This is a genomic window from Streptomyces sp. NPDC041124, from assembly GCF_055592385.1.
The window spans coordinates 103,490-123,969 of the sequence record NZ_JBVIYR010000012.1; the positions used below are offsets into that span (position 1 = coordinate 103,490).

Here is a 20,480-nt window from a genome sequence, read left to right on the forward strand (position 1 = left end):
CACTGCCGCGTAGGGCGTCAAGGGTGCGCGCGTCACCCGCCTGCGGGGGATCGCGGCCGGGGGGCGCGAGACCTCCCCGAACGGCGTTCGCGAGGCCGGCCCCCGCTCCCTCCATCGGAATCCTCGGCCCCGGACGACTCATGCCCGACCAACGACGGATCTCCGACTCGGGTCACCAGCTAGGCCTCGCCACCGGTCTCGTAGTGCAGGGAGATGGAGCGCAGGACGTCGGCGGACGACACGTCGGTGCGGCCCTCGTCGTGGATCTCGGCGAGCTGGACGAAGGCGAAGGTGAGGGACGAGGCGATCTGGACGATGGCGGGACCGAGCTTCGCGGTGACGATGTCCGCCACCTCGCGCGCGCTGGCGTCGGCCGGCAGTTGGACGTGCGGCAGCATCTCCTCCAGGAGCGTGGCGACCGCCCCGTTCCCGGCCACGTCGGCGTCCGGGTTCTCACGCAGTCGGCGCCGCATCTCGAGGGCCTCGGTGAGGATGCCGACGGTCCGCTGCATGATCTCCCGCTGTTCCATGCGCACAGCCTAGACAGCCGCGGCGACCGGCCGGGCGGGAACGGCCACCGCCGTCCCCCGCCGGCCCGGGCCGGGACCGTGGGCGAGTGGCCCCGCCACCGCTGCGCTGACTATCATCCCTTCCATATGCGCATGCGTTTTGCGTCCCCCGAGGGCGGCACTTCTCGCCCGAGTGAGTGATCCATGTCCCGCACCGGTTCCACGGACGACGGCGACGAGCTTCTCGTCAGGCTCGGGACGCTGACGGCTCAGGCGCGTGCGCTGGCGGAGGTGCAGCGCTCCCGGATGGAACTGGCCGTCGCCCTGCAACGCGGCATGCTGCCGCGGGGGCTGCCGGTCGCGGACGGCGTACGGCTGTCCGTGCGGTACGCGCCCGCGAACCAGGGTCTCAACGTCGGCGGCGACTGGTACGACGCGTTCACCATGCCCGACGGCCGGATCGGTCTGTCCATCGGCGACGTGCAGGGGCACAACATCGAGGCCGCGGCCTTCATGGGCCAGGTCCGGGTCGGGCTGCGGGCGCTGGCCTCCGTGGACAGCGACCCGGGCGAGCTCCTCGCCCGGACCAACGAACTCCTGCTGACCCTGGGCTCCGACCTGTTCGCCACCTGCACCTTCCTGCGGCTCGACCCGGACACCCGGCTGCTGGAGAGCGCCCGCGCCGGGCATCTGCCGTGCGTGTGGGCGACCGCGGACGGCCACAGCGGGGTGACCCGGGACGAGGGCGGCCCGCCCCTGGGGATCCAGTCCGCGATGGTCTACCCCGTCACCCGCTACCGGCTCGACACCGGCGGCATGTTCGTGATGCTCACCGACGGGGTGGTGGAGGGGCCGTCCATGCCGATCGACGAGGGCCTGCAGCGGGCGGCGCGGCTCGCCGGCACGGCGGCGGTCGCGGGCATGGACACCGACGCGCTCGCCGCCGCCCTGATCAAGGGCGCGGAGCGGGTGGGGCACAACGACGACGCGGCCGTCCTGGTGATCGGACACGACAGTCCGGACGCTCGTCCATAGAGCCCACAGGACCCGCGGTCCCACCTCGCCGACACGGCGGCCCCGGTGTGTGATGGCTGGTGTGGTGGCTCGCCAGGATCTCCGTACACCGGCCGTCTTCGTGCTCGAGACGCTGGCCGTCGCGGCCTGCTACTACGCCGGAGGGCGGCTGGGGCTGCTGCGTGAGCTCACCGTCGCCGGTGCGGTGGTCTCGCCCGTCTGGCCGCCGACCGGGGTGGCCGTCGCGGGCCTGCTGATCCTCGGGCTGCGCTGCTGGGCGGGGATCGCGCTGGGCTCCCTGCTCATCCTCATGCACCTCACGTCCCTCCAGCCGGCTTCGGTGGGCGTCCTCGTGGGCAGCACCGCCGCGCCGGTGGCCGGATACCTCGTGCTGCGCAGGGTGGGCTTCCGTACGGATCTCAGCCGACTGCGCGACTGTCTCGCCCTGGTGTTCCTGGGCGCCTTCGGGGCCATGCTGATCAGCTCGTCGACCGGTGCCGTGATCCTCGTCGCCACGGGCGACCTGCCGGGACGGAGCTTCTGGGGGGTGTGGCTGGCCTGGTGGGTGGGCGACGCCATGGGCGTACTGCTCCTCACCCCGGTCCTGCTGATGCTCCGGCGGCTGCGGTTCCCGCTGCGCTGGTCGAGGTGGAAGGAGGCGGTGGGACTGGCCGTGATCGCGGGCTGCCTCGTGCCGCCGGTCACGCGCAGCCCGGCGAGTCTGCTCTTCTCGATCTATCCGCTGCTGATCTGGGCGGCGTTGCGGTTCCAGCTGCCCGGCAGCATGCTCTGTGCGCTGTACGCGTCCGTCATGGCCACGGTGGCGGCGACCGACCGGATCGGGCCCTTCGCCCACATGACCGAGGTTCAGGTGATGGTCAATCTGCAGGCCTTCAACGGGGCGATGGCCCTGACCTCTCTGCTGCTGTCCGCGGTGATCACCGAGCAGCACCACACGCGGCGGTCGGTGGAGCGGGCCTGTCAGGAGTTGGTGGAGGTGCTGGAGCATCTGACCGCGGGGGAATCCGCCGCGGGACGGACACCGGGCGAGGACGGCGGGCGGAGGCCGGACGCGCGGTAGCCGGCTCCGCCTCCGGCGCCCCTTCCGTCACGCCCCGGGCGTCACTCGCTCAGGGACGCGGCGTCGCCCATCACGACCACCGGACGCAGGTCGGGGTCGAGGGCGCGCAGGAGGTCCCGCATGTGCTGCTTCTGCAGGCTGACGCAGCCCTGCGTGGGCCCCTGGTGGTCGACGTGCAGCCAGATGCCGCCGCCCCGGTCGCCGCCGAGCGGACGGGTCAGGTCCAGCGGTGTGGTGCCAGGCTCGCGGTTGTAGTCGATGGCGACGACGTAGTCGAAGGAGCCCTCCAGGGGCTCGCCCTGGAAGCCGGTGCCGCTGACGCTGAACCCGTCCGACCGGTCGTAGGGCATCTCGGTGCCGGGGTCGGGGAGCAGTCCCCCGGCGTCGGTGAGGGTGTAGACGCCGATGGGTGAGCGGAGGTCGCCCGCCCAGTGGTCGTCGGTCCAGCCCTTCAGGGCGTTGCGCGCGGGCCACGCCGGTCCCGCCTCCCAGCCGGAGCCGGTGCGCTCGTACAGCACGGCCTCGGAACGGTTGGCGTCCCTGCCCCTGCCGGTCACCACGAGCACCTGGCGGGCCTGCTCGGGGAGCCACGCACTCGTCCGGGGGCCGAGCCCGGGGATCCGGGCGGGTACGCGGGTCTCCGCCCCGGCGCCGCTGCGGCCCTGGGCGGTGTTCGCGGTACCGGGCGGCCCGGCGGCCGGGACGGTGGCCGCCGGGAGGTCCACAGGGCTGCCGCCGGCTCCCGTCCCGCATCCGGTCAGGGCCGCCAGTACGAGGAGGACGACGGCCACCGGCCGCACACGGCCGCGTGCGGGGGCGGGGACTGCAACCCGGCCTCCGGGGCGGGACGGAGCTCGAAGACGCGGACGCTGCGGGCAGTCGATCGATGAGGCCATGCCCTCAGCCTGACTTCGGCTCGCCGGATTCGCCCCCCGCTCCCGGCGCGAGTCCGGCGAAGTCCCCCTTCTGCGCCGCCCCCTTGTGGCATCGCCCGGCCCCAAAGGACACCCGGACGGGTGACGCAGCCGCGCCCCGGACGGAGTACCGGCCCGCCGGACGGAGTACCGCGCCGGTGTGGCGCCTCCGGTCGACGACGCGTCGCGTGCCCGGTTCGATCACCACGACCCCCTTCGGCCGAACCGGTGAAGGTGACGTTCCGTCAGGGGTCGCACTGCCTCGGGCGCCGCTCAGGGCGGGGATGCCGGAGCCGTCGGGAGACCTGCGACGGTGACTCCGGTGGCTCCGGGAGCCCGGTGGCGATGTCTGTGTGTGCGCTCGGTGCGGACGGGGCGGGACGGAGCCGGAGCACGACACCGCTGAGGTCCGCGCGGGCACCCGGCCCGGCGGTGGGGGCGGGGTGGCTGCCGGAGTCCCGTAGCTGCGCAAGTGACCGTCGCTGGCGTGGGTCGCCACGAACGAGTGAATTGTGAGAGATGCCTCGACGCGTGTGCCGAGCGCCGGGTGCACACCGTCGGGGGCAGCTCGCCGTGGGTCCCCGCCGCCGCCCTCGCCGTACACCTCGGCCTCCGACAACCGCGCGGCTTCCCCACCCGTGTCGGCGCCCGCCCGGATCCGGGTGCGGCGCACCTCGTGTGCCCGCTGACGACGTGTCCGGGCTCGAGGCGGTGCCGGACCGGCGCGCACCGACCGGGGGAACGCCCCTGCCGGGCCTCCCGGCAACCGCGCCGACGACCGTCGTTGAGGTGAGCGGCGGGGGAGCCGTCCCGGACGGATCTCCGGATCGCTTCCCCCGTGCCGGCGGCGTGCGCGCGCCCCGTCCCGGGAGTCCGTGCCCTTCCGCGCACCGGAGAAGGACGTCAACCGGGACGTCCGCAGCAGAAACGGTCAACCGCACTCGGCCGTACCATGGCTGGCCATCAGGTGAACCAACGGGCAGAAAGGGGCACTTCCGTGTCCGAGAACTCCACCTCAGCCACTGATCTCACATCGCAGTACACCGCTCAGGTCGCCGGCGACCTGGAGCGCAACGTCAAGGAGCAGGAGCGGGTCACCGCCGAGATCGCGGCGTTGCAGGAGCAGTTGACGGTGCTTCAGCACGACCACACGATTCTGGTGAACATGCAGCAGGCGCTGGGCCTCGCCTCGGCGCCCGCCGGGCTCGCGCCCGTGCAGGGCCCCGCGGACGCGTCCGACGCGGAGCCTGCACCGGGCGGAGCCACCGTCCCGGCGCCGCGCGGGCGGAGCGGCACCGGGCCGGGCGACCGGAAGCCGAAGCGGACGAAGAGGCAGGCCGCGCGCACCACGCCCGCGGGGCCGGCGCGCAAGCCGGCCCCGGCCACGGTGGAGCGCCCCACGTCGCGGGCGGGCAAAAGCCGGCCGGGCAGGAGCAAGGCGGTCAAGGAGCAGCCGGTCAAGGAGCAGGCGGTCGAGACACCGTCGGCCGAGGCACCGTCGGCGCAGGCGCAGGGAGGCCGGACGGACGGTCCCAAACTGGTCGAACTCGTCCGCACGCACCTGGACGGGCAGAGCGAGCCGCGTTCGGCGGCGGAGGTGGCCGCGGCCCTCGGGGAGGCACACCCCGAGCGCACCTTCAGGACCACGGTGGTGCGCAACACCCTCGAGGGTCTGGTCGCCCGCAACCGGGCCCAGCGCACCAAGCAGGGCACGTCGGTCTTCTACACCGCCCCCGACACCGCCGAGGAGACCGCGACGGCCGGGGAGGTACGGTCCTGACGCCGTCTCACCCTGCCGCCGCGGGCGGGGAGTGACGTACGTCCACCGGGTCGGAGGTGACCCGGGCGCGGCCCGTGCCGTCGGCCCGGACGACCTCGATCGATCCGCCCTCGACCAGCACGTCTTCCACGGCGTCCGGCAACGGCGCCGGTTCAGGTCGCGGTGTTCACCTCGACGGACAGGTCGTTGTCGACCGTGTAGTACGGGCGGACCGCCGAGCCGCCGACGGTGGCCCTCGGGTACACGAAGACGCCCTTGCGGTCCGCCACGTCGTCCAGGAGGCGGCCGATCCTGACCGGTGGCGCGTCGCCCCCGGTGCGGAGGAAGGCGTCCCAGATCCGGCTGCCGGCACCCGTCAGCTCTCCGTAGGCGACCGTGAAGGAGAAGGTGCCGCCGCCTTCCCCGGCCGCCCGCGCCGGGACGGTGAGCACCGTGTCCCGGTCGGTTCGCAGCCGCAGCAACACCTCGGCGTCGTCCGTCAGTTCGGCTCCGTGGAGGCGGGCGCGCACGGTCATCGCGCCGTCGGCGATGACGAGGGGACCGGCCTCGGCGTGGGCGGGGCGCAGCCAGGTCCGTATCGCGAGGTATCCGTCCTTGGTGGTGTACGGCACCCGGACGGCCACCGGGGACGGCCGGTCGCGCAGGCCGCCGTCGACGAGCGCCCGCACGTCCCGCGGTCCGGGGCGCAGCCGCTCGCGCCCGGTGTCCGGACCGGGGCGCAGGTACACGTCCCAGCGGCCCTCGGCCAGCCGGGGCTGCGGCTCCAGCACGGCGTGGAACTCCCCTTCGTCGCCATGGGGTTCGAGGACGAGGGTGTGGGTGGTCTCCTCGGGCAGGCCCTTCTTGGGGCGCAGCACCAGAACCAGCTCGGGACGCGCGGCCTCGGGCGGTGACAGCCGGAAGGTGATCCGGCCGTCGGCGTCGACGGTGCAGCGGGTGCGGAGCAGGGTGCTCACGGGCGTCCCTTCCGTACGGTGCGCAGCGCGCTCGAGGCGGCGGCGCGGGCGAGGTCGCGGGCCGCGTGGCCCTGGCTGACGAGGGTGCGGTGCATGCCGTCCCGTGACGGGGTGCCGGGTCGGTGGTCGTCGCGGGCCCCGATCGCCTCGTGGAACATGCGCTCGGCCTGGGCGACGACCGGGCCGGGGGCGAAGCGGCGCGCGTTGTCCAGCGCCGCCCTGCCCATGCGGCGGCGCAGCTCGTCGTCGCGGACCAGGCCGAGGAGCGCCTCGCCGAAGGCGGCGCTGTCGCCGACCGGCACCAGCCGTCCGTCCTCGCCGTCCTTGATGATCTCCCCGGGACCGTAGGGGCAGTCGGTGCTCACGAAGGGCAGTCCGCAGCGCATCGCCTCGACGAGGGTCATGCCGAACGGCTCGAAGTTGGAGGCGGCCACGCCGATCGAGCCCTTGACCCACTCGGCTTCCATGGGCGTCGCCGCACCCATGAGGAAGACGTTGTTCCACAGGCCGAGTCTCTCGATCAGCCCGCGCAGCCGCTCCTGTTCCTCGCCCTTGCCGTAGATGCGCAACTGCCAGTCGGGGAACTCCGCGGCGACCCGGGCGAACGCCTCGATGATCAGGTCGAACCGCTTGACGGGGACCAGCCGGCCGGCCGCCACCACGACCTTGGCGGTGCCGTCGGCGGTGGGCAGTGCGGGGTCGGGGACGCTGTTCGGCAGGGCCTCCACCCGTACCCCGGGCAGTCTCATCTTGCGCCGGTAGGAGGCGGCGTCCGCCTCCGTGACGGTGGTGAGCACGTCCAGCCCGCGGTAGGCACGGCGCAGCGCGGTGCGCAGCGCGGGCGAATGGTTGTCCAGGGTGAGGTGTTCCTGGCCGACACGTACGACGTGCCGGGGAGCCTGGAGGGCGAGGTGCACGTTGAGCCCGGGCCGGGTGCCGATCACCACGTCGGCGGCGGTGCCCGCGAGGGACTCGGCGATCCGCCGGTCCGTCAGCTCGCTGTACTGGTGGTGGCGGTACTCGGCGGCGGGGAACACCCTGGCCGGTCTTCGGTGCAGGGGATGGTCCTGCTCCCGGCGGAGATCCACCAGCGCCCGCAGCCGCACGCCCGGGTGCGGAGTGAGGTTGGGGTGTTCCCGGTGGCGTAACACCGAGACGATCTCCACGTCGTGCCGTTCGGCGAGTGCGCCCGCCAGGTTGAACGTCGTGGTGATCGTGCCCCCTATCCCGTAGGCGTTGTGGATCAGAAAGGAAACCTTCATGGCGGTCAAGACCACACCAAGGCTTCAGAAGTTGTCTGCTGTTACCACTTTGTGGCCGCCGGTGATCATTCTCGGGCCGTCGGGTCCCCGTGCCCGATCCGCATCCCGGGACGGCGACGGTGCACGGTGAGGTACGTCAGCCCGTCCGGGCCGGCGGCGAGACTCCGGGTGGAGCCGTGCGGGAGCCAGGTCAGGGTGCCGCCGGCGAGGGCGTGCGGGCCGTCGGGGGCGGTGAGGGTCCCGGTGCCCCCGAGGACCAGCAGGAGCACGTCGAGTTCGGGTTCGCGGTGGGTGTCGACCCGGTGGTCCGGCGGGAGGTGCACGACGTTGGCGTCGAGTTGCCGGCCGGGCTCCGCGAGCCGCCACAGGGCCCCGGCGGACGTGTCGCCGGCCTCGGCGGCCAGCTCGGCCGTGTCGCACAGGATCCGCGGCAGGGGGAGGTCCTCGTCCGGCGTGCCACTGTCGTCCGACGTCATGAGGTGTCACCGTCCCCTGTGCCCGTACGCGTTCGCCCTGCGACGACGAACCTAGCATCCGCGTCCGGGCCGTGGCGGCGCCCTGGCCGGGGTGTCCAGGGCGCCCTCTGTCCCCCGGTTTTCACGCTGTGCGATGATCCTGCCCCGGACTCCGAACCCGGACCCCGGACCCCGGACCCCGGACCCCGGACCCCGGACCCGACGATCCGGCCGAGAGGCCGACGCGGGCTTTCACACACGAAAGGAAGGACGGCACGTGACCGCGCAGAGCCCGGACGCCGGCGGATCGCCGGACGAGCACGACGGTACGCCGTCCGTGCCGGAGGACGTCTGGCAGCGGTTCCTCACCGACACCGAGCACGCCATCCGCGCCACCGCTCCGAAGGAACCCCCGGCGCACCAGCGGACGGCACCCTCGCCGTGCCGCCCGCAGGCCGGCGTACCGCGGGCGGACGACGGTGCCTCGGCACCGGTCGGTGATCTGTGGCGTCCTGACGATCCGTGGGAGGGCCCGTCCTGGCGGGACCTGGACCGCGGGGCCAAACTGCGCCGCACCGGACGCGTGGTGGGCACGGCGGCCGCGATCGCCCTGGCGCTGGGCGCGTGGTCCCTGCTCTCCACCGGCGCCGGCACGCCGGTCGAGGGGCCCGGCGGCGACACCGTCCTGCAGCAGTCGGAGGTGGCACCGGCGGACGTGCCGACGGGGGCGTCCGAGCCGTCGGGGTTTCCCTCCCCGTCGCCGTCCGACTCCGCCGTCCAGGCGGGTTGAGGCGTCCCGGCCGTCCCGAGAGACGACCGGGACACCCCGTACGGGGGGGATCAGCCGCCCAGTGCCGCGAGGACCACGGCCTTGGCCTCCTCCTGTACCCGGCCGAGGTGCTCGGGTCCCTGGAACGACTCGGCGTAGATCTTGTACACGTCCTCGGTGCCCGAGGGGCGGGCGGCGAACCAGGCACTGTCCGTGGTGACCTTGATGCCGCCGATGGACGCGCCGTTGCCCGGGGCCTCGGTGAGCACCGCGGTGACCGGCTCCCCCGCGAGGGTGTCGGCGGTCACCTGGGCCGGGGAGAGCTTCGCCAGGCGGGCCTTCTCCTCGCGGGTGGCGGGGGCGTCGATGCGCTCGTAGGCGGGCTCACCGAAACGGGCGGTGAGCGCCGTGTAGTGCTCGGAGGGCGTCTTCCCGGTGACCGCCGTGATCTCGGAGGCGAGCAGCGCGAGGATGATGCCGTCCTTGTCGGTGGTCCACACCGAGCCGTCCCGGCGCAGGAACGACGCCCCTGCCGACTCCTCGCCGCCGAAACCGAGCGAGCCGTCGACGAGACCCTCCACGAACCACTTGAAGCCGACGGGCACTTCGACCAGTTCGCGCTTCAGGTCGGCGGCGACCCGGTCGATCATCGCGGAGGACACCAGTGTCTTGCCGACCCCGGCCGCCGCGGGCCACCGCTCGCGGTGCGCGAAGAGGTAGCCGATCGCGGTGGTGAGGTAGTGGTTGGGGTTCATCAGTCCGGCGTCCGGGGTGACGATGCCGTGCCGGTCGGCGTCGGCGTCGTTGCCGGTGGCGATGTCGAAGCGGTCGCGCCGGCCGATGAGGGAGGCCATGGCATACGGCGACGAGCAGTCCATGCGGATCCGGCCGTCCCAGTCCAGGGTCATGAACCGCCAGGTGGGATCGGTGAGCGGGTTGACCACCGTCAGGTCGAGCCGGTGCTGTTCGGCGATCCGGCCCCAGTAGGCGACGGACGCCCCGCCCAGCGGATCGGCGCCGATGCGGACACCGGCCGCGCGGATCGCTTCGAGATCCAGCACGCTGGGCAGGTCCGCGACATAGGTGCCGAGGAAGTCGTAGCGGCCGGTTCCGGGTGCGGTGAGCGCGCGGGCGTACGGGATACGGCGGACGTCCTCGAGACCGCCGCGGATGATGTCGTTCGCCCGGTCCTGGATCCAGCCGGTCGCCTCCGAACCCGCGGGTCCGCCGCTGGGCGGGTTGTACTTGAAGCCGCCGTCGGCGGGCGGGTTGTGGGACGGGGTGACGACGACGCCGTCCGCGAGGCCCGTGGAGCGGCCCCGGTTGTGGGTGAGGATGGCGTGCGAGACGGCCGGGGTCGGCGTGTAGCCGTCGGCGCTGTCGATGAGCACCGTGACCCCGTTGGCGGCGAACACCTCCAGCGCGGTGACCCGGGCGGGCTCGGAGAGCGCGTGGGTGTCGGCGCCGAGGAACAGGGGCCCGTCGGTGCCCTGTCCGGCACGGTACTCGCAGATGGCCTGGCTGGTCGCGGCGATGTGGTCCTCGTTGAACGCGGCCGTCAGGGACGAACCGCGGTGTCCCGACGTCCCGAAGGCGACGCGCTGTCCCGGATCCCCGGGATCGGGGTGCAGCGCGTAGTACGCCGTGACCAGCCGAGCGACGTCGACGAGATCCTCGGGGCCGGCCGGGCCGCCCGCTCGCTCGTGCTGCATGTGCCCACTCCTCCGCACGGGTTGATTCTTCGCTTGCGGAGACATCTTTCCTCTTCGGGGCCGCACCGCGCGAGTGGGCCCGGCGCCGCCGGGCCCGGCTCCGCGTGCCGCGGCCGGATCCTCCGTCCCGGACTTGTCGCCCCTCGCGGGGTCAGATCCGTCCGCCGGTCATCCGGGTGAGGGGGCCGTGGGTGTGGCGTTCCGCGCGGCGGCCCACCGCGTAGGAGGCGGCGGTCAGCGCGGTCAGTCCGGCCGCGGCCCCGGCGGCGACGAGCCTGCGGTTGGCGATCACCGTCCAGGCGGTCTTGGCGCCGGACGCGACCTGCCCCGTGGTGGCGACGACCGCGCGGCGGCCCGCCTCGACGCCCTTGGCCGCGGTCTGTGCGGCTCCACTCGCCGCCTGCGCCGCGCGCCCGGCACCCGAAGCCGTCGCCGAGGCCGCGTCACTCGCCTTGTCGGCGGCGTTGCCCGCCGCCTTCCCGGCGGGGGCGGTCGCCTTGTCCGCGGCCTGGCGCGTCTGGGAGGCGGCCGAGCGGGCGGTGGTCGTGGTCTTCTGGTTGGCGTTCTTGCTCTGTTCACTCATGGACACCCGACTTGCCGCTGTCCTCCGCGGCAAACCCGCCCTTTCGCACGGGCCGTTGCCCGGCCGCAGCCGGCCAACTCCTGGTGCGGTGGGCGGGTTTCACTGTGAAGGCCGGGAGCCCGATGTCGGGGTCTCGCTCCGCGCCGTCCGTCGCGGTCTGGCGGACGGCCCGGGAGCGGACGGCATGGGCGTGTGCTCCCGGGCCGGGGCGTACTCCTTCGGGGTGGACCCCGTGCCCCTCGGCCGGGGCGCAGGGCTGACTCCGCCCGCAGGGGGTAGGCGGACTACCACAGGCATCACAGCGGACCCCCCGCGGAGAGGAGCACCCATGCCGAGCATGATGGAGCGCATCAAGCAGTTCGCCAGGAGCCCCCAGGGACGGCGTACCACCGAACAGGTGCGCAGGGCCGCGGCCGACCCCCGGCGCCGGGCCCAGGCGCAGCGTCTGCTGGGCAGGTTCCGCGGCGGTCACCGCTGAACCCCGCCCCTCCCCCGCGCACGGTCCGGCACACCTCGGCCGGGCCGTGCGACCGTGACCAGGAAGGACCACCATGACCGGATCGTCGGTCCGCGCAGTGGGATGGGCGCGCTCACTGCCGTTGGACAGCGAGGTGAAGGCGGCCCGGGACTGGGCCCGCGGGCACCTCGACGCGCTGGACTGGACCACCACCGCTCCCGAGGCGGTGGACGCCGTGCTGCTGACGGTGTCGGAGCTCGTCACCAACGCCCACCGGCACGCCCACAGCAACGCCCAGCTGATCATGACATGGGACCAGCGGTGTCTGCACATCTCGGTGCACGACACCTCGGCCACCCTGCCCGCACCCCGTGGGCCGAGCACCGAACGGGTCGGCGGACGCGGCATGTTCCTCGTCGACGCCCTGGCAGACGCCTGGGAGGCGCACCCCTGTCCCCACGGCAAGACCGTCACCGCCTGCTTCCACGGGCCCGGGTCGGCGGGACCGCGACGGCACTGAGCGGGGGCGGTGCGCGGCAGGACCACGGCCCCGCCGTACGATCGGCCGGTCCGATCCCGCAAGGAGCCCGCCCGGTGACCGCCGTCCTCCCGCCGCCCCGCACCACCGCCGTCACGCTCCCGCAACCGCGGCGTCTGACCCGGGAGGAGGACGGTGACCGGCTGCACGCGCTGCTCTGGGCGCCGGGCGAGGGCCGGAGGATGATCAGCAGCGCGGTGCTCGGCGGCGGCATCGGCGAGCGGGCCTGGGTCCTGAACGCGCAGGTCTCCCACGGCTACCGGCGCACCGACCCCGAGCGGCATCTCGCGGGCCTCGCCTCCGCCGCCGGCGTCCGGGGCCCGGGGGTGGGGCTGATGACGGCGGCGGACGTCTCGGCGTACGCCCATGGACACGACGAGGGCGCGGACGCGTTCGTCACGGCCGGGATCGACGTGCGCGGCTGGGCCGCCGTGCCCGGCGCGGGCGCGGGCGGACCGCAGCCGCCGGGCACGATCAACATCGTCGCCGCGGTACCCGTGCCGCTGACCGACTCCGCCCTGGTCAACGCGGTGGCCACGGCCACGGAGGCGAAGGTGCAGGCTCTGGTGGAGACCGGTCACGACGCTTCCGGCACCCCCACCGACGCGGTGTGCGTGACAGCCCTCACACCTGTGCACGGTGAGGAGACGCACGCCTTCGCCGGGCCCCGTTCGCTGTGGGGAGCACGGCTGGCCCGCGCCGTCCACCACGCCGTGCGGACGGCCGTCATGCTGCCCTGAGGCCGCCCGTCACGCGGACACCCGGAGGAGCGGGGATCACCTGGAGTGGGAGTCGCGTTCCGGGGTACGCAGCCGCCGGCGAGCACGCCGACGCCCGGGTCGGTTGCTTTCGCGGCGACGGATGAGGGACCGTGGCAGCTGAACCGATTTCCCGGCAGAGAGGTGGTGGGGTGCGCGCACGACGCGTGCCTGCGCTTGTGATTCCTTCCCCCGGCTCCCCCGCCCACGCGCGCGCCACGGATCTCCGTGACGGGCCCACGTGGAAGGACGCCCCCTGCCCGGCGCTGGTCCTCGACGCGGACGGCACGGTCGCGGACCTGAATCCGGCCGCCCGGCACGTGCTGGCGGGTCATGGCGGGGAAGAGGAAGGTGCGCGGCGTGACGGGGTGCCCGCCTGGCTGGCGGACGCGCACCGCGGTCTCACCGGCGGGGCCGGCGTACCGGCAACGGCACCGCCTGCCGCGGGGGAGATCGCCGGCCGGTATTTCGAGGCGCACCCCGGCCCGTTCGCCGACGGGAGCGCGACCTGGTGGCTGGTCGACGCCACCGGCCGCCGCGAGGCGGAGAGATCCCTGCTCAGCGCCCGCAGGCAGGCGGAGATCCGCGCCGTGGTCTCCAGCACCCTGCTGTCGTCGCTGAACGTGCCGCGCTGCGCCGAGGTGGCCACGCAGACGGCGTCGGAGCACCTCGCCGACGCGGCACTGCTCGTCCTCCCGCCCGTCGGGCGCCGCTACGCGGTCACCCACGCGCTGCGCGGCGAACCCGCCGTGCACACCTCGCGCCGGGTCGATCCCCGGGACGTACCGGGGCTGGCCGAGGCCCTCCAGGGGTACCCCCCGGTGCCGGCGCGCTGGATCGATCCCGCGGCCCTTCCCGAGTGGGTGGTGCCGGCGGGCTTCGACGGAGCGGTCGGCTCCGTCATCGTCGCGCCGCTTCCCGGTCACGGGGTGTCCGCGGGGGCGCTCGTCCTGCTCCGCTCCAGCACCGAGCAGGCGTTCACCCCGGACGAGGAGGAGTTCGCCCGTCTCTTCGCCGCCCGCGCCGGCGCCGCCCTGTCGGCCGCGCGCCTCTACAGCGAGCAGAGCGCGATCACGACCACGCTCATGCGGGAGCTGCTGCCGCCGACCCTGGAGAACGTGCACGGGGTGGACTACGCGGGGCGCTACCGCGCCGCCAGCGACCACGAGCGGATCGGCGGTGATTTCTACGACGTCCACCCCGGGGCCGACGCCTCACGGGAGACGTTCGTCGTGCTCGGGGACGTGGCCGGCAAGGGGCTCGAGGCGGCCGTCCTCACCGGCAAGATCCGCAACACGCTGCACGCGCTGGTGCCGCTGGCGTCCGACCACGAACAGGTCCTCACCCTGCTCAACGGCGCCCTGCTCAGCTCCCACCACACGCGCTTCGCCACCCTGGTGCTGGCCTGCGTCAAGCGCGAGGACGGCGGCCGGGTCCGGCTGCGGGTGACCAGCGCGGGGCACATGCCACCGCTCATCGTCCGCGCCGACGGACGCGTCGAGGAGGCGGCCACCCACGGCACCCTGGTCGGAGCGCTGCCGTCGATCTCGGTACGGACGGCCGAGGAATGGCTCGCCCCGGGCGAGACCTGCCTGCTCTACACCGACGGCATCACCGAGGCCCGGGGCGGCCCGCTGGGCGACGAGCTGTTCGGGGAGCACCGGCTGCGGCAGGCCCTGCGGGAGTGCGCCGGCATGCCGGGGGAAGCGGTGGTGGAGCGGGTGCAGATGCTGGCCGCGCAGTGGCTGGGCACCGGCAACCACGACGACATGGCCACCGTCGCCATCAGCGCGCCGCGCACGGCCCGCCGGTGAGGTCCGCGACCAGCGGAAGAGGCCACTCGAGGAGGACGGTGTGAGCGGGACCCCCCTGTCGGCCGCGGAGCTGCGGGACCGGCTCTGGCAGGCAGTGCTCGAAGGCGGCGAGTACGAGGCCGTCGACGCGGTGCGGGCCGGTCTCGACGCCGGGTGGGAGGAAGAGGCCCTGCTGCTCGACGTCGTCGCGGCGGTACAGGAGAGGATCGGTGCCGAATGGGCCGCCGACCGGATCACCGTGGCCCAGGAGCACGCCGCCACGGCCATCAACGAGCGCGTGATCACCGCCCTCGTCCACCGTCAGCCGGCGAGCAGACCCCCCGGCCCGTACCGCGGGCGGGTGACGGTCAGCTGCGTCGACGGTGAATGGCACGCCTTCCCGGCCCGGCTCGTCGCCGAGGTGCTGCGGCTGCGGGGCTGGCAGGTGGACTACCTGGGCGCCCAGACGCCGACCCCGCATCTCGTCGCCCACCAGCACCGCACCAACTCCGACGCCGTCCTGCTCTCCGGGTCGATCTCCACGCACCTGCCCGCCGCGCACGCGGCGATCACGGCCTGTCAGGCGGTGGGAGTACCGGTGGTGGCCGGCGGCAGGGCCTTCGGCCCGGACGGCCGGTACGCACGGGCGCTGGGCGCCGACGCATGGGCCCCGGACGCGCGCGGCGCGGCCGCCGCGCTGGAGGCCGGTCTGGCGCGCCCCACGGCGGACAGGGACACGGTCGACGACCTGCCGCACCTGGCTGACCAGGAGTACACGATGGTCGTCCGGTCCCGCAGCCGCCTGGTCAAGCAGGTGCTGGTGGACCTGGAGAGCCGGTTCCCGGCGATGGGCGCCTACAGCGACGCGCAGCGGGAGCGGACCGCCGAGGACCTGGTCCACATCATGGACTTCCTGGCCACCGCCCTGTACCTGGACGACGCGGAGGTGTTCACCGGGTTCCTCCGGTGGACCGCCGAGGTGCTCACGGCGCGCGGCGTCCCGGTGCACTCCCTGGTGTCGGGGCTCGACATCATCGGTGAGCAGTTGCACGACTTCCCGCGGGGGCTGCGTCTCGTCCGCGCGGGCGCGGCGGCCCTGCGCGAGGGGGCGGCGGCCGGCGCTTCCGGTACCGCGGTATGACCGGGGCCCGTCATGCCGGCGTTCACCCGGTGCAGGACCTGGAAGCGGCCACGCTGACGGTGCGGGTGAGCGGTGAGCTCGACGACAGCTGCGGTGCGGCGCTCACCGCCGTCGTGGTGGCGCACCTGAGCGGGCCGTCGCCGTCGCGCGCCGTGCGGCTGGACTTCCGCGAACTGGCGGGCGTCGACGCGCTGGGGCTGGCCGCGCTGCTCATGATCCGCCGTCACACCAGTGCCGCGCGCGCGGTGCTGCACCTGGACGACCGGCCCGCGGTCCTCGAACGCCTCCTGCGCCAGACCAACGTCCTGGACCATCTCACCGCCGCGGACCCCGCGGAGGCGCTGCCGGTTCCTTCGGGCTCCGGTGAGGTGCCCGGCCCCGGCGGCTGAGCCCGGCCGGCGTCACCGGCCGGGCCCGCTCTTGGTGCGGGGGCGGCGGCCGACGATGGTGTGGGTGATGCCCGCCTGCCACCCCGGCATCGGCAGGGCGCGCACCGCGTCGAAGCCCGCCGCGCGCATCCGGGCGGCGAAACGGCCCGCGGTGTCGAACTCCAGGACGCTGCGCCGCAGGTGGCGGTACAGTTCGCCGTCGCCGAGCGCGGTGGCGGCCGGCTGGACGATGCCGCGGGAGACCAGGTTCCACACCAGACGGTCCGAGCGCCGGCCGCCGAGGGTGTATTCGTGCACGCCGAGCCTCCCGCCGGGGGCCAGCAGCCGGCGCACGGTGGTGAGTACGGCGTCGGGGTCGGCCACGTTGCGCAGCAGGTAGGCGGCGAACACCGCGTCGAACGGGCCCCGCACTCCGGCCCCGTCCAGTGCCTCCGCCGGTGCCCGGAGGAAGGTCACCCGGTCCGGCCAGACTTTCGCCGCGGCCCGTTCGAGCATGCCGGCGGAGGCGTCCACGCCGACGATCAGCGCGCCGGGCAGCACGGCGGCGAGCGCGGCGGTCGACGCGCCGGTGCCGCAGCCGAGGTCCAGGACGCGCAGTCCCTCGCCCCGGCGCGGGAGCCCCAGGCGGCGTACCGAGCGGCGCAGGTGGGCGTGGTAGCCGGGGTTGGCGGCCACCAGGGCGTCATAACTGCGGGACGCGTGGTCGAACGCGGTGGCGAGACGGCCGTCGCGCAGCAGGATCATGCGGTCTCCAGGGGCGGAAGGGCGGGGCGGTCGCCGGTGGCGGGGGCCCGCGGCCGGGCGGGCGCGGCCGGGTCACCGGGCGGGGCGGGTGGCGGTGCGGTCGGCCGCGCCGCCCGCACCCAGGAGGCCGGTGTGGTGCAGAGGGTCCCGCGCCTCGAGACGGGCCAGCTTCGGGCGGGTCGCGCGCAGCACCACCGGGGGGAGCGCGGTGCGCGCCGCCTGAGCCAGGCGCAGCCACCGCGGCACGTAGACGGCCCGGCTGCGGTGTTCCACGGCCGCTGCGAGCCGTACGGCGACCTCGTCCACGGGGTGCAGCCGTCCGGCCGGGGGCGGCATCCGGCCGCGCAGCTCCCGCAGGACGGGGTGGCGGTCCGCGTCGCGGATCATGTCGGTGTCGGTCCAGCTGAGGTAGCCGATGCCGACGGCGACCCCGCGGTGCGCCACTTCCGCGCGCAGGGCGTGGGCGAAGGCCTCCACGCCCGCCTTGGAGGCGCAGTAGGCGCTCATCATCGGGGCGGCGCCGATCGAGGCCAGCGAGGCGACCTGGAGGTAGTAGCCCCTCGTCGCCAGCAGGTCGGGGAGGAAGACACGGGCCGTGGCGGCGCTGCCCGTCAGGTTGACGTCGATCACGCGTCGCCACAGCCGCGGGTCGGAGGTGACGAACGGGCCGCCCTCGGCGACGGCGGCGTTGGCGACGACGGCGGAGGGGGCGCCGAGGCGTGCCCTGACCTGTGCGGCGGCCGTCTCCAGCGCGGCGTCGTCGGTGACGTCGACCTCGTACGCGAGTGCCGCCGTGGGCAGGGCGGCGGCCACCGCCTCCAGGCGGGCCCGCTCGTGGCCGAGGAGGGCGAGGCAGGCGCCGCGCCGGGCGAGGTCGCGGGCCAGGGCCGCGCCGATGCCCCGCCCGGCACCCGTCACCACGACGGTGCGGCCGCGCAGCGGGGCGGAGTTCCTCATCAGGCGTCCCCGTCGCGGTGCTCCGGGGCGGAGCCGGGGCGGGCGGTGTGGTCGGGGTGGCCGGCCGTGCGCCGGGACTCCTTCATCTCGGCCTCGTACAAGTGGTCCCGGCCCTCGGCGAGTTCCTCGACGGCGCCCTGCTCGATCTCCTTGAACGGCCGGTAGTAGGTGGTGTCGTAGGCCTCGACGATCTGGAACGTCCAGTGGCCCGGGATGACGTTGCGGCCGAGGACCTGGGTGCGCACCGTCTCGGCCCAGTCCGGGTGCCCGGCCTTGTGCAGCAGTTCGACCGCGCGGTCGAGTTCGAGGTCGGCGGTGCCGGTGAGCTGGTGGAAGCTGTAGAGGTGTCCCCGGGCGCGCTCGGTGGTCTCCAGGGCCTTCGACAGCGACCCGAGCGCCTCCACCGTCTCGTCGCTGACGCCCTCGGGGCGCCGGTGCGCGCGGTCGGGGCCGTCGTGGTGTGCGGTCATCGTCTCGTCTCCGCCCGTTCTCGATGGTGTCCCGCGGCCGGCGCGCCGGTCATGCGCCGCCGGCCCGTCCGCCCGTGTCCGGCTGCCTGCGGCCCGTGCGGTCGCGGTGGGCGAGCAGGCGCTGTACACCGGTCAGGGCGGGCGCCAGGGACCGGCGCAGGGCGGCGCGGGCCGCGTTGGCGCCCGGCGCGCCGTGCACGCCGCCGCCCGGGTGGGCGCCGGCGGAGGCCAGGTACAGGCCCTTGACGGGGGTCTCGGGGCGCCCGGTGCCGGGGGCCGGGCGGAAGAAGAGCTGCTGGTGCATGGCCGCGGTGCCGCCGTTGATGGCGCCGCCGTGCAGATTGCGGTCGAGGGCCTGGAGGGTGGGCGGGGCCAGTACGCGCCGGGCCCGGATCCTGGTCCGGAAGCCGGGCGCGAAGCGTTCCACCTGCCGTTCGACACGGTCGGCCATGATCTCCTGCTCCCTGGCGTCCCAGGCACCCGTGAGGGAGTCCCCGCCGGCGTCGCCCGCGACGTCGTGGGGCACGTGGGTGTACGCCCACGCGGACTCGGTGCCCCGGGGGGAGCGGGAGGCGTCGGAGGTCGTCATCTGGCCGAACAGGCTGAAGGGCCGGTCCGGGACGTGGCGGGTGGCGAGCTGGGCCGCGAAGCGGGTGAGCTCGTCGAGTCCGTCCGCGAGGTGGACGGTGCCGGCGCCCGCGGCCTGCTCGCAGGTCCAGGGGACCGGCCCGTCGAGCGCCCAGTCGACCTTGAAGGTGGCGAAGTCCCACTCGAAGCGCCGCAGGTCGGCCAGCAACTGGGCGGGCAGGTGCTCGGGGGCGACGAGTTCCCCGTACAGGGCGGGCACGGCCACGTCGGCGAGGACGGCCCGGCCTGCCGCGACCGTCTCGCCGCCCGCCGTGCGCACCCCGGTGGCCCGGCCGTCGCGCACCACCACCTGCTCGACGCGCTGCCCGCAGCGCAGCACTCCGCCGAGCGTCTCCAAACGCCGTACCAGGGCCTCGGTGAGCGCTCCGGAGCCGCCGGCCGGCACCGGGAAGCCGTAGGTCTGGCCGAGCATCGACATCAGCCAGCCGAAGCCTCCGCTGCCCGCGGCCTCCGGCGCCAGGTCGGCGTGGAGCGCGTTGCCGCCCAGCAGCAGCCCTCCCCCTTCGCCGCGGAACTCCTCCTCCGCCATGCGGCGCACCGGCAGGACCAGGGTGCGCGCCATGCGCAGACCTCCCGTGCCGCGCAGCCGCAGGGCCAGCCGGGCCCCGGAGCGGACGGGCGGGAACGGGGTGAACAGGGCGTCCAGGAGGTCGGGCCGCAGGGTCTCCCACACGTCGTGCAGCCGGCGCCAGGCCGCGCCGTCACCCGGCGCGAAGGAGTCGAGCGAGTCGGCGGTGACGTCGACACGGCGGTCGAGCACCGCGCACCGGCCGTCGCTCAACGGGTGCGCGACGACGTGCGGGGCGTGGCTCCAGCGCAGCCCGTGACGCTCCAGGCGCAGCCCGGAGACGACCGGGGAGGCGGCGGCCAGCGGGTAGAAGGAGCTGCAGAGGTCGCTGACGAAGTCGGGCTCGACACCCCGGTCGTGCCGGACGGCGCCGCCGGGTTCCGGCTGCTCCTCCAGCACCTCCACGCTCCAGCCGGCGTCCGCGAGCAGGTTCGCCGCGACCAGTCCGTTGGGTCCGGCCCCGATCACCACGGCGTCAGGCACGGGCGCCTCCCGCGTCGGGCTGCGGTGCGACGACCTGGCCCATGGGGCGGCGCCGCTCCTCCTCCTCGGCCTCCGTCTCGCAGAGTTCCGCCAGGCGGGCCAGCATGGCGCGGTGGCGGATCTGGATCAGTGCTTCCACCGCCACGTTGTGCACGCGGCCACCCGCGCCCCGCAGCGGATGCTCGTCCACCTTCACCAGGCTGTGGTCCCCCCAGGTGTGCACCTCGATGGCGACCCGCGCCGTCCCGAGCGGTCCCGCCTTGGCCTCGAGTTCCAGGACCTCGCCGGGTACGCGGCGCCGGACGACGGTCTCGTTGTGGAGGGTGACCGGTCCGAGGCGGATCTCGTAGCCGATCGCGGAGCCGAGCTGCGGCCAGTGCCCGCGCACCGGCTCCGACGACGACGTCCCCACGACCCAGTCGGCGTACCGTGTGCCGTCTTCGAGCACGGCCCATACGGACCGCGGGCTCGCTTTGATCAGACGATGACGAACCGCCAC

General features: G+C 74.5%; 23 protein-coding genes. 10 read left to right on the top strand and 13 right to left on the bottom strand.

Annotated features, from left to right (window positions below):
- Positions 1–179 precede the first annotated feature (179 nt).
- Entirely contained in the window at positions 180–530 is a 351-nt protein-coding gene (locus tag ACZ6A9_RS28640) for a hypothetical protein (RefSeq protein WP_468991056.1), read from the bottom strand.
- Between the two features lie 183 nt (positions 531–713).
- Between ACZ6A9_RS28640 and ACZ6A9_RS28645 the strand changes: the two genes are divergently transcribed.
- The gene (locus ACZ6A9_RS28645; RefSeq protein ID WP_468991058.1) at positions 714–1,544 is read left to right on the top strand and encodes a PP2C family protein-serine/threonine phosphatase; all 831 of its coding nucleotides are present in this window, start codon (positions 714–716) and stop codon (positions 1,542–1,544) included.
- 52 nt (positions 1,545–1,596) lie between these two features.
- Positions 1,597–2,604, top strand: a complete 1,008-nt coding sequence (locus ACZ6A9_RS28650) for an MASE1 domain-containing protein (RefSeq protein WP_468991060.1) — start codon at positions 1,597–1,599, stop codon at positions 2,602–2,604.
- Positions 2,605–2,645: 41 nt separating this feature from the next.
- On the opposite strand, the gene ACZ6A9_RS28655 is transcribed toward ACZ6A9_RS28650, so the two are convergent.
- Positions 2,646–3,500, bottom strand: a complete 855-nt coding sequence (locus tag ACZ6A9_RS28655) for a L,D-transpeptidase family protein (protein WP_468991062.1) — start codon at positions 3,498–3,500, stop codon at positions 2,646–2,648.
- A gap of 1,015 nt (positions 3,501–4,515) precedes the next feature.
- Here ACZ6A9_RS28655 and ACZ6A9_RS28660 point away from each other — a divergent pair.
- A complete protein-coding gene (locus ACZ6A9_RS28660; protein WP_468991065.1) occupies positions 4,516–5,298 on the top strand; it encodes a hypothetical protein in 783 nt (260 codons plus the stop codon).
- A 7-nt stretch (positions 5,299–5,305) separates the two neighbouring features.
- On the opposite strand, the gene ACZ6A9_RS28665 is transcribed toward ACZ6A9_RS28660, so the two are convergent.
- The 4 genes from ACZ6A9_RS28665 to ACZ6A9_RS28680 form a co-directional block, all read right to left on the bottom strand.
- Positions 5,306–5,428: a hypothetical protein gene (locus ACZ6A9_RS28665; protein ID WP_468991067.1), complete on the bottom strand. Its 123-nt coding sequence runs from the start codon at positions 5,426–5,428 to the stop codon at positions 5,306–5,308.
- A gap of 22 nt (positions 5,429–5,450) precedes the next feature.
- Positions 5,451–6,254 (bottom strand): transferase, encoded by an 804-nt coding sequence (locus ACZ6A9_RS28670; protein ID WP_468991069.1) that lies wholly within the window; start codon positions 6,252–6,254, stop codon positions 5,451–5,453.
- Positions 6,251–7,516 (bottom strand): glycosyltransferase family 4 protein, encoded by a 1,266-nt coding sequence (locus tag ACZ6A9_RS28675; RefSeq protein ID WP_468991071.1) that lies wholly within the window; start codon positions 7,514–7,516, stop codon positions 6,251–6,253. The genes ACZ6A9_RS28670 and ACZ6A9_RS28675 overlap by 4 nt, the downstream gene beginning before the upstream one ends.
- A gap of 65 nt (positions 7,517–7,581) precedes the next feature.
- Positions 7,582–7,992 carry an AraC family ligand binding domain-containing protein gene (locus tag ACZ6A9_RS28680; RefSeq protein WP_468991073.1) on the bottom strand — a complete coding sequence of 137 codons (411 nt, stop codon included), beginning with the start codon at positions 7,990–7,992 and terminating at the stop codon, positions 7,582–7,584.
- Positions 7,993–8,248: 256 nt separating this feature from the next.
- Between ACZ6A9_RS28680 and ACZ6A9_RS28685 the strand changes: the two genes are divergently transcribed.
- Positions 8,249–8,761, top strand: coding sequence for a hypothetical protein (locus ACZ6A9_RS28685; protein ID WP_468991076.1), 513 nt, complete (start codon positions 8,249–8,251; stop codon positions 8,759–8,761).
- A 50-nt stretch (positions 8,762–8,811) separates the two neighbouring features.
- On the opposite strand, the gene pgm is transcribed toward ACZ6A9_RS28685, so the two are convergent.
- Both pgm and ACZ6A9_RS28695 read right to left on the bottom strand, forming a co-directional pair.
- Complete coding sequence (gene pgm / locus ACZ6A9_RS28690; protein ID WP_468991078.1) at positions 8,812–10,452, bottom strand: phosphoglucomutase (alpha-D-glucose-1,6-bisphosphate-dependent); 1,641 nt, start codon at positions 10,450–10,452, stop codon at positions 8,812–8,814.
- Positions 10,453–10,603: 151 nt separating this feature from the next.
- On the bottom strand, positions 10,604–11,035 hold the full coding sequence (locus ACZ6A9_RS28695; protein WP_468991081.1) for a hypothetical protein: 432 nt from the start codon (positions 11,033–11,035) through the stop codon (positions 10,604–10,606).
- A 328-nt stretch (positions 11,036–11,363) separates the two neighbouring features.
- On the opposite strand from ACZ6A9_RS28695, the gene ACZ6A9_RS28700 reads away from it, so the two are divergent.
- The 6 genes from ACZ6A9_RS28700 (at position 11,364) to ACZ6A9_RS28725 (ending at position 16,111) form a co-directional block, all read left to right on the top strand.
- The gene (locus tag ACZ6A9_RS28700; protein ID WP_228967530.1) at positions 11,364–11,513 is read left to right on the top strand and encodes a hypothetical protein; all 150 of its coding nucleotides are present in this window, start codon (positions 11,364–11,366) and stop codon (positions 11,511–11,513) included.
- Between the two features lie 73 nt (positions 11,514–11,586).
- Positions 11,587–12,012 carry an ATP-binding protein gene (locus ACZ6A9_RS28705; RefSeq protein WP_468991083.1) on the top strand — a complete coding sequence of 142 codons (426 nt, stop codon included), beginning with the start codon at positions 11,587–11,589 and terminating at the stop codon, positions 12,010–12,012.
- Between the two features lie 74 nt (positions 12,013–12,086).
- Entirely contained in the window at positions 12,087–12,770 is a 684-nt protein-coding gene (locus ACZ6A9_RS28710) for an adenosylcobinamide amidohydrolase (protein ID WP_468991087.1), read from the top strand.
- A 185-nt stretch (positions 12,771–12,955) separates the two neighbouring features.
- Positions 12,956–14,602 carry a PP2C family protein-serine/threonine phosphatase gene (locus tag ACZ6A9_RS28715; RefSeq protein ID WP_468991089.1) on the top strand — a complete coding sequence of 549 codons (1,647 nt, stop codon included), beginning with the start codon at positions 12,956–12,958 and terminating at the stop codon, positions 14,600–14,602.
- Positions 14,603–14,642: 40 nt separating this feature from the next.
- Positions 14,643–15,722: a cobalamin B12-binding domain-containing protein gene (locus tag ACZ6A9_RS28720; RefSeq protein WP_468991091.1), complete on the top strand. Its 1,080-nt coding sequence runs from the start codon at positions 14,643–14,645 to the stop codon at positions 15,720–15,722.
- Positions 15,723–15,751: 29 nt separating this feature from the next.
- Positions 15,752–16,111 carry an STAS domain-containing protein gene (locus ACZ6A9_RS28725; RefSeq protein ID WP_468991093.1) on the top strand — a complete coding sequence of 120 codons (360 nt, stop codon included), beginning with the start codon at positions 15,752–15,754 and terminating at the stop codon, positions 16,109–16,111.
- Between the two features lie 12 nt (positions 16,112–16,123).
- Here ACZ6A9_RS28725 and ACZ6A9_RS28730 read toward each other — a convergent pair whose 3' ends face one another.
- The 5 genes from ACZ6A9_RS28730 to ACZ6A9_RS28750 all read right to left on the bottom strand — a co-directional run bounded on the left by ACZ6A9_RS28730 (position 16,124) and on the right by ACZ6A9_RS28750 (position 20,480).
- Positions 16,124–16,855, bottom strand: a complete 732-nt coding sequence (locus tag ACZ6A9_RS28730; RefSeq protein WP_468991097.1) for a class I SAM-dependent methyltransferase — start codon at positions 16,853–16,855, stop codon at positions 16,124–16,126.
- Positions 16,856–16,927: 72 nt separating this feature from the next.
- On the bottom strand, positions 16,928–17,812 hold the full coding sequence (locus ACZ6A9_RS28735; RefSeq protein WP_468991099.1) for an SDR family oxidoreductase: 885 nt from the start codon (positions 17,810–17,812) through the stop codon (positions 16,928–16,930).
- Positions 17,812–18,282 (bottom strand): hypothetical protein, encoded by a 471-nt coding sequence (locus ACZ6A9_RS28740; protein ID WP_468991103.1) that lies wholly within the window; start codon positions 18,280–18,282, stop codon positions 17,812–17,814. Before ACZ6A9_RS28740 ends, ACZ6A9_RS28735 begins: the two co-directional genes overlap by 1 nt.
- Before the next feature lie 49 nt (positions 18,283–18,331).
- Positions 18,332–19,981 carry a phytoene desaturase family protein gene (locus ACZ6A9_RS28745; RefSeq protein WP_468991106.1) on the bottom strand — a complete coding sequence of 550 codons (1,650 nt, stop codon included), beginning with the start codon at positions 19,979–19,981 and terminating at the stop codon, positions 18,332–18,334.
- Entirely contained in the window at positions 19,974–20,480 is a 507-nt protein-coding gene (locus ACZ6A9_RS28750; protein ID WP_468991110.1) for an SRPBCC family protein, read from the bottom strand. The genes ACZ6A9_RS28745 and ACZ6A9_RS28750 overlap by 8 nt, the downstream gene beginning before the upstream one ends.